The organism is Rhizorhabdus histidinilytica, from assembly GCF_900167915.1.
Classification (GTDB): domain Bacteria; phylum Pseudomonadota; class Alphaproteobacteria; order Sphingomonadales; family Sphingomonadaceae; genus Rhizorhabdus; species Rhizorhabdus histidinilytica.
The window spans coordinates 86,815-92,814 of sequence record NZ_FUYM01000014.1 but is presented as its reverse complement, the minus strand read 5'-3'; the positions used below and the strand labels follow the sequence as shown (position 1 = coordinate 92,814).

General features: G+C 68.8%; 6 protein-coding genes. 2 read left to right on the top strand and 4 right to left on the bottom strand.

Annotated elements, in window-relative coordinates:
- Nucleotides 1–79: 79 nt before the first annotated feature.
- Nucleotides 80–565, top strand: coding sequence for an Lrp/AsnC family transcriptional regulator (locus B5X82_RS22865; RefSeq protein ID WP_235862773.1), 486 nt, complete (start codon nt 80–82; stop codon nt 563–565).
- Between the two features lie 9 nt (nt 566–574).
- Here the strand turns inward: B5X82_RS22865 and egtD are convergent, their stop codons facing one another.
- From egtD to B5X82_RS22845, 4 genes are all read right to left on the bottom strand, one after another.
- On the bottom strand, nt 575–1,561 hold the full coding sequence (gene egtD, locus B5X82_RS22860; RefSeq protein WP_079650640.1) for an L-histidine N(alpha)-methyltransferase: 987 nt from the start codon (nt 1,559–1,561) through the stop codon (nt 575–577).
- Between the two features lies 1 nt (nt 1,562).
- The gene (gene egtB / locus B5X82_RS22855) at nt 1,563–2,855 is read right to left on the bottom strand and encodes an ergothioneine biosynthesis protein EgtB (protein ID WP_079650638.1); all 1,293 of its coding nucleotides are present in this window, start codon (nt 2,853–2,855) and stop codon (nt 1,563–1,565) included.
- Nucleotides 2,856–2,943: 88 nt separating this feature from the next.
- Nucleotides 2,944–4,497 (bottom strand): ABC transporter permease/substrate-binding protein, encoded by a 1,554-nt coding sequence (locus B5X82_RS22850; RefSeq protein WP_079650636.1) that lies wholly within the window; start codon nt 4,495–4,497, stop codon nt 2,944–2,946.
- Nucleotides 4,494–5,252: an ATP-binding cassette domain-containing protein gene (locus tag B5X82_RS22845; RefSeq protein ID WP_079650634.1), complete on the bottom strand. Its 759-nt coding sequence runs from the start codon at nt 5,250–5,252 to the stop codon at nt 4,494–4,496. The genes B5X82_RS22850 and B5X82_RS22845 overlap by 4 nt, the downstream gene beginning before the upstream one ends.
- Nucleotides 5,253–5,342: 90 nt before the next feature.
- Here B5X82_RS22845 and B5X82_RS22840 point away from each other — a divergent pair, with 90 nt between their 5' ends.
- Entirely contained in the window at nt 5,343–5,951 is a 609-nt protein-coding gene (locus B5X82_RS22840; protein WP_079650632.1) for a flavodoxin family protein, read from the top strand.
- Nucleotides 5,952–6,000: the final 49 nt, after the last annotated feature.

Genomic DNA, 6,000 nt, shown 5'->3' with positions numbered 1-6,000 from the left:
CACCACAAATCGCTGCTCGTCCATTCAGAACTCCCCTTGGGAATCCTGAATCAGAAATCAGGCAGCGTGGGAATCCTGAATGTCCACAGGCCTTAATCTGGAGAAAGTGCCGATGGACGAGATGGACGGCCGGATCCTCCGCACGATCCAGAAGCATCCCGAACTGGCGGTGGCGGAGCTGGCCGAGCGCGTCGGGCTGTCGCACACACCCTGCTGGCGGCGGCTCAAGCGGCTCCAGGCGAGCGGGGTGATCGAGCGGAACGCGGTGATCCTCAATCCCAAGCGGCTCGGCTTGGAGGCAGTGGTGTTCGCCAGCATCCGGCTGAAGCAGCATGACGAGGAGACGCTGGACGCGTTCGAGACCGCGATCCGCAACCTCCCGCAGATCGTCGAATGCTTCTCGATGAGCGGCGACAGCGACTATCAGCTCCGCATCGTCGTCGCGAACATCGAGGCCTATCACGATTTCCTGAAGAAGATCGTGCTCCACCTGCCCGGCGTCGCCTCGGTCAACTCGCACTTCGCTCTTAATACGGTCAAGCTGACCACCGACCTGCCGATCTGACCACTCCGCTCAGGGCGCCGAGCGATATTCGGTCGCTTCGGCCAACAGGATGAGGAAGCTATCCTCGGGATCGCTCCATTGTGCGCAGGGGCTCCAGCCGCTCGCCTGCAGCATCAGCCGCGCCTGGTCCGGGGTATATTTGTGGCTGTTCTCGGTATGGATCGTCTCGCCCCGTCGCATCGTCACCGGGTGGCCGGAAACCTCGAAGGCGATATCCTCGATCGCCTCGAGATGCATTTCGATGCGGTTCCAGTCGGCGTTCCAGCGCGCGACGTGGCGGAAGCTGTCGACGGGAATGGTGCCGTCCAGCTCGCGATTGATCCGTATCAGCAGGTTGCGGTTGAAGCGCGCCGTCACCCCTTCGGCGTCGTCATAGGCCGCGATGAGCCGGCCGATATCCTTGATCCGGTCGACGCCGATAAGGAGGTGCGAGCGGTCCCCGAGCGTCGCCCGCATCGATCGAAGCAGATCGATCGCGGTGCGCGGCACCATGTTGCCGATCGTCGATCCGGGGAAGAAGCCGAGCATGGCGAGACCGGCGACGGAGGCCGGCAACGCCACCGGCTTCATGAAGTCGGCCTCGATCGGGATCACCGGCAGGTCGGGGAATTTCGCGGCCAGCTCGGCGCTCGACTGGCGCAGGAAATCGCCCGAGATATCGATCGGCACATAGGCGGCGGCGTCCATCCGCCCAAGCAGCAGCGGCGTCTTGACGGAGCTGCCCGATCCGAACTCGACCACCGCCCGTCCCCGCCCGACCAGTGCCGCCACCTCGGCCGCGTGCGCCTTGAGCAGGGCCGTCTCGGTGCGGGTCGGATAATATTCGGGCAGGGTCGTGATCCGTTCGAACAGTTCCGATCCGACGCGGTCGTAGAACCAGCGCGCCGGAACCGCCTTCTGCCGCTGGGCGAGCCCGCTCAGCACGTCGGCGCGGAAGGCGAGGTCGACGCCCTCGTCGTCCTGATCGACCAGCTTGATGTCGGCATGAACGCCCATGTCACAGATCCTTTGCCAGGCGCAGGCCGGTGAACTGCCAGCGCTGCTGCGGGTAGAAGAAATTGCGGTAGGAAGCGCGGACATGGCCGCGCGGCGTGGCGCAGCTTCCGCCCTTGAGGACGAACTGCCCGCTCATGAACTTGCCATTATATTCGCCGACCGCGCCCGGCGCGGCGCGGAAGCGCGGATAGGGACGATAGGCGGAGCCCGTCCATTGCCAGACATTGCCGAACAGCGGCGGCGATTCCTCCCCGAGCGCCTCGACCTGGGGCGCGACCGGGCCTGCCGCATCGAGCTGGACGCCGCCCGCAGGGTCCTGCACCCGTGCGACGGCCTCCCATTCCTGCTCAGTCGGCAGCCGCGCGCCGGCCCAGCTCGCGAAGGCGTCAGCCTCGTAGAAGCTGATATGTGCCACCGGCGCGGCGATGTCGAGCGGTTGCCAGCCGGATAGCGAGAACTGTTCCCAGCCGCCGCGATCGGCGCGGCGCCAGTGGAGCGGGCTCGCCACCCCTTCCCGCTGCACCCAGGCCCAGCCGTCCGACAGCCAGAGGCCGGCGGTCGCATAGCCGCCCTCGGCGATGAAGCGCAGCCAGTCGCCGTTGGTGACGAGCCGGTCGGCCAGGGCGAAGGGCGGCAGGTGGACCTTGTGGACGGGGCGCTCATTGTCGAAGGCGAAACCTTCGCCCCGGTCGCCGATCTCGACCAGCCCCGACGGCCCTTCCCGCCAGCGCACCGGCGTCGGTTCGTCCGCGCAGCTGCGCAGGGTGGGTGCGGCAGGCCAGACGGCGGGGCCAAGCGGGTTGCAGGCGAAGAGATGCTTGAGGTCGGTCAGCAGCAATTCCTGATGCTGCTGCTCATGGTTGAGGCCGAGCTCGATCAGCTCGCCGCAGCGCTCGGCCAGCATCGGCATCGCATCGAGCATCGCCGCGTCGACGGCGGCGCGATAGGCGAGCACCTCGTCGAGCGACGGCCGGGTGAGCAGCCCGCGCTGCGGCCGGGCGTGGCGCGGGCCTTCCGCCTCATAATAGCTGTTGAACAGATAGGGCCAGCGATCGTCGAACAGGCGATAGCCGGGCAGATGGTCGCGCAACACGAAGGTCTCGAAGAACCAGCTGACATGCGCCAGATGCCATTTGGCCGGCGACGCGTCGGGCATCGACTGCGCGGTCGCGTCGGCGTCGGACAGAGGCGCGGCGAGCGCCTCGCTCAATGCCCGTATCCGCGCATAGTGTTGCGCCAGCGCTTCCGGAGACGGTCCGGTCCGTTGCCGGATCGGGTCGGTGATGGTGGCCAAGCCGGAGCCCCTCCCTCTTCGAACGGGCCGCCGGGAAAGCGGGCCCGCCTATGAGAATCGCTCATAGAACTCGTGAGGGACGATTAAGTTACCGAGCCCCGGCCACTTTCCCGTCGAGCAGCCAGCGCGCTGCCTGCGCCGGGCTGCGCTTGGCGACGTCACGGTCGACCATCCAGTTGGCCGTCCGCATCCGGTCGATATCGATCGCGCCGACCAGCGGACGCAGCGCCGCCACCAGCCCGGCATCGGCGGCGGCGCGGCGCGAAAGCAGCAGCACCGCATCGTAATGCGGCAGCGCCGCGCGCGGATCGGCGATCGTCACCAGGTCCATCGCCGCGATCCGTCCGTCCGACGAGAAGGCCGAGATCACGTCGGCCGATCCGTCCGCGAGCGCCCGGTACATGAACGTCGGGCTGTAGGAGCGCTGGTCGGCAAAGACCGGATGGTAGCGCGCCTGGACCGCCCGCCATTCGGGACGACTGAGGAATTCGAGGTCGCTCGCCAGCCGCAGCCGGGGCGCCGCGCGAGCAAGGTCGTCGAGCGTCGCGATGCCGAGCGCCTGCGCGCGACCGCGCTTCATCGCAAATGTATAGGCATTTTCGAAACCGAGCGCGCCGAGCAGCCGGACGCCGTCGCGCGCCGCCAGATCGCGCCCGAGCCGGCGCAGCATGACGTCGGCGGGCGGCGTGTCGGTGCGGCCGAGGACGTTGCTCCAGAGCGTGCCCGAATAGTCGACATAGACGGCGATGTCCCCCGCCGCGAGCGCGCGATAGGCGATCGCCGAGCCGAGATTGTCGCGCCGCGCGGTGCGATAGCCCGATGCCCGGAGCCGCTGCTCGATCGCCTCGGCGAGGATATATTGCTCCGAGAAATTCTTGGCGCCGATCACGATCACGCTGCCGGTCCGCGCGGCCTCGCCCCGCGGCAGGGGCGCGAAGGCCGCCGCGACAGCGAGCAGGAGCACGGCGAGGCCGGCGGCGAGGCGCGGGCGCGACCCGGCCTTGAGACCGCTCTCGACGATCGCGAGGATGGCGTCGACCAGCAGCGCCAGCGCCGCCGCCGCGAAGCAGCCGATCAGCACCCGCTGCCAATCCTCGGTCTGCAACCCCGAGAAGATCAGGTCGCCGAGGCTCGGCTGGCCGATCGTCGTCGCCAGCGTCGCCGTGCCGATCGTCCAGACCGCGGCGGTGCGGATGCCGGCGAGGATCACCGGCGCACCGAGCGGCAACTCGACCAGCCACAGCTTCTGACGGCGGGTCATGCCGACGCCGTCGGCCGCCTCCCTCAGGGCCGGGTCGATGGCGTCGATCGCTGCCACGCCGTTGCGCAGGATCGGCAGCAGCGCATAGACGCACAGCGCGAGCAGCGCGGGCAGGAAGCCGAGCGCCGGGATCGCCAGCCCGCTCGCCCGCCCGAGGACGAGCAGCAGCGGATAGAAGAGCGCGAGCAGCGCTAGGCCAGGAATGGTCTGCATCAGCCCGACCACGGCGAGCAGTGGCCCCCTCATCCGCCGGCCGTGCGCCGCCGCGATGGCGAGCGGCACGCCCGCCAGGACGGCGAGGATGACGGCGCAGCCGCTGAGCAGCAGATGGGCCTGGGCGAGCCCCGCCAGCTCGGCCCAGCCGGTGCTGCCCCCGATCACCGGCCGGCCGCCAGCGCGTCGAGGCGGGCTGCGGATCGCCGCGCCACGGCGATCATCGCCTCGATGCGGGGGTCGCCGGCGCCATGGATCAACGCACGCGGCGGCTGGTCGGCCAATATCCGCCCTTCCCCGATCACGATCACCCGGTCGGCGAGCAACAGCGCCTCGGCCATGTCGTGGGTGACGATCAGGCTGGTCAGGCCCATCACGTCGTGCAGCGCCCGATAGGCCGCGCCGAGCTCGTCGCGCGTCACCGGGTCGAGCGCACCGAACGGTTCGTCCATCAGCATGATCGCCGGACGGGCGGCGAGCGCGCGGGCGAAGCCGACCCTCTGGGCCTGCCCGCCGGAGAGTTGCGCCGGGTGCCGCGCCGCGAGGTCGGCGGGCAACGCCACCAGGTCGAGCAGCTCCGCGACCCGTGCTGCCCGTTCCTCGCGCGGCATACCCTGCAACCGCGGCACCAGCGCGACATTCTCGGCCACGCTCATGTGGGGGAACAGACCGATCCCCTGGAAGACATAGCCGATCCGGCGGCGCAGTTCCGCGACCGGCTGCGCGGCGATGTCGCGACCCTCGATCGCGATCGCGCCCGTGTCGATCTCGACCAGCCGGTTGATCGTCTTGAGCAGCGTCGTCTTGCCTGCGCCCGACGCGCCGACCAGCGCGACGAAGCTGCCGCGCTCGATCGTCAGCGACACGTCGTCGAGGACGCGGCGCCCGGCGTAATGCTTGCCGACATGGTCGAAGCTGATCATCGCCCTCCGCCCGTTTCCGCTCAGAACCCATCATCCGCCGGGGCGTTGTCGCTGTCGACCCGCGAAATCATGCTGACAGGAGAGACGATCATGCCGCTCAAGGCCATAGCCCTCAACTGCACCCTCAAGGCCGACCCGGGCGAAAGCTCGTCGACCGACGCGATGATCGCGGTGCTGGCCAAGGCGTTCCGGGAGAAAGGCGTCGAGATCAGCGAGACGGTCCGGGTCGCCACGCTGGACATCCGCCCCGGCGTGACCTCCGACGAAGGCGACGGCGACGAATGGCCAAGCCTGCGCGCCAGGATCCTCGCCCACGACATATTGATTTTCGGCGGCCCGATCTGGATGGGGCAGATCGGCAGCGTGGCGAAGCGCGTGCTCGAACGGATGGACGCCTTTCTGGGCGAGACCGACGAGCAGGGCCGCATGCCCAGCTACGGCAAGGTCGCCGTCGCCGCGATCGTCGGCAACGAGGACGGCGCCCATTTCTCATCGGCCCAGCTTTTCCAGGCGCTCAACGACGTCGGCTGGACGATCCCGGCGGTCGCCGCCTGCTACTGGGTGGGCGAGGCGATGGGATCGGTCGACTTCCAGGACCTGAAGGAAACGCCGGAGATGGTCACGAAGACCGCCAAAATGGTCGCGGGCAACGCCGTCCACCTCGCCGGGCTGCTGGCGGAGAAGCCCTATCCGGGCTAGGCTGGACCATATTCAGGCTCCAGCAAGGCCCGCGCCGCCATGATGGCCG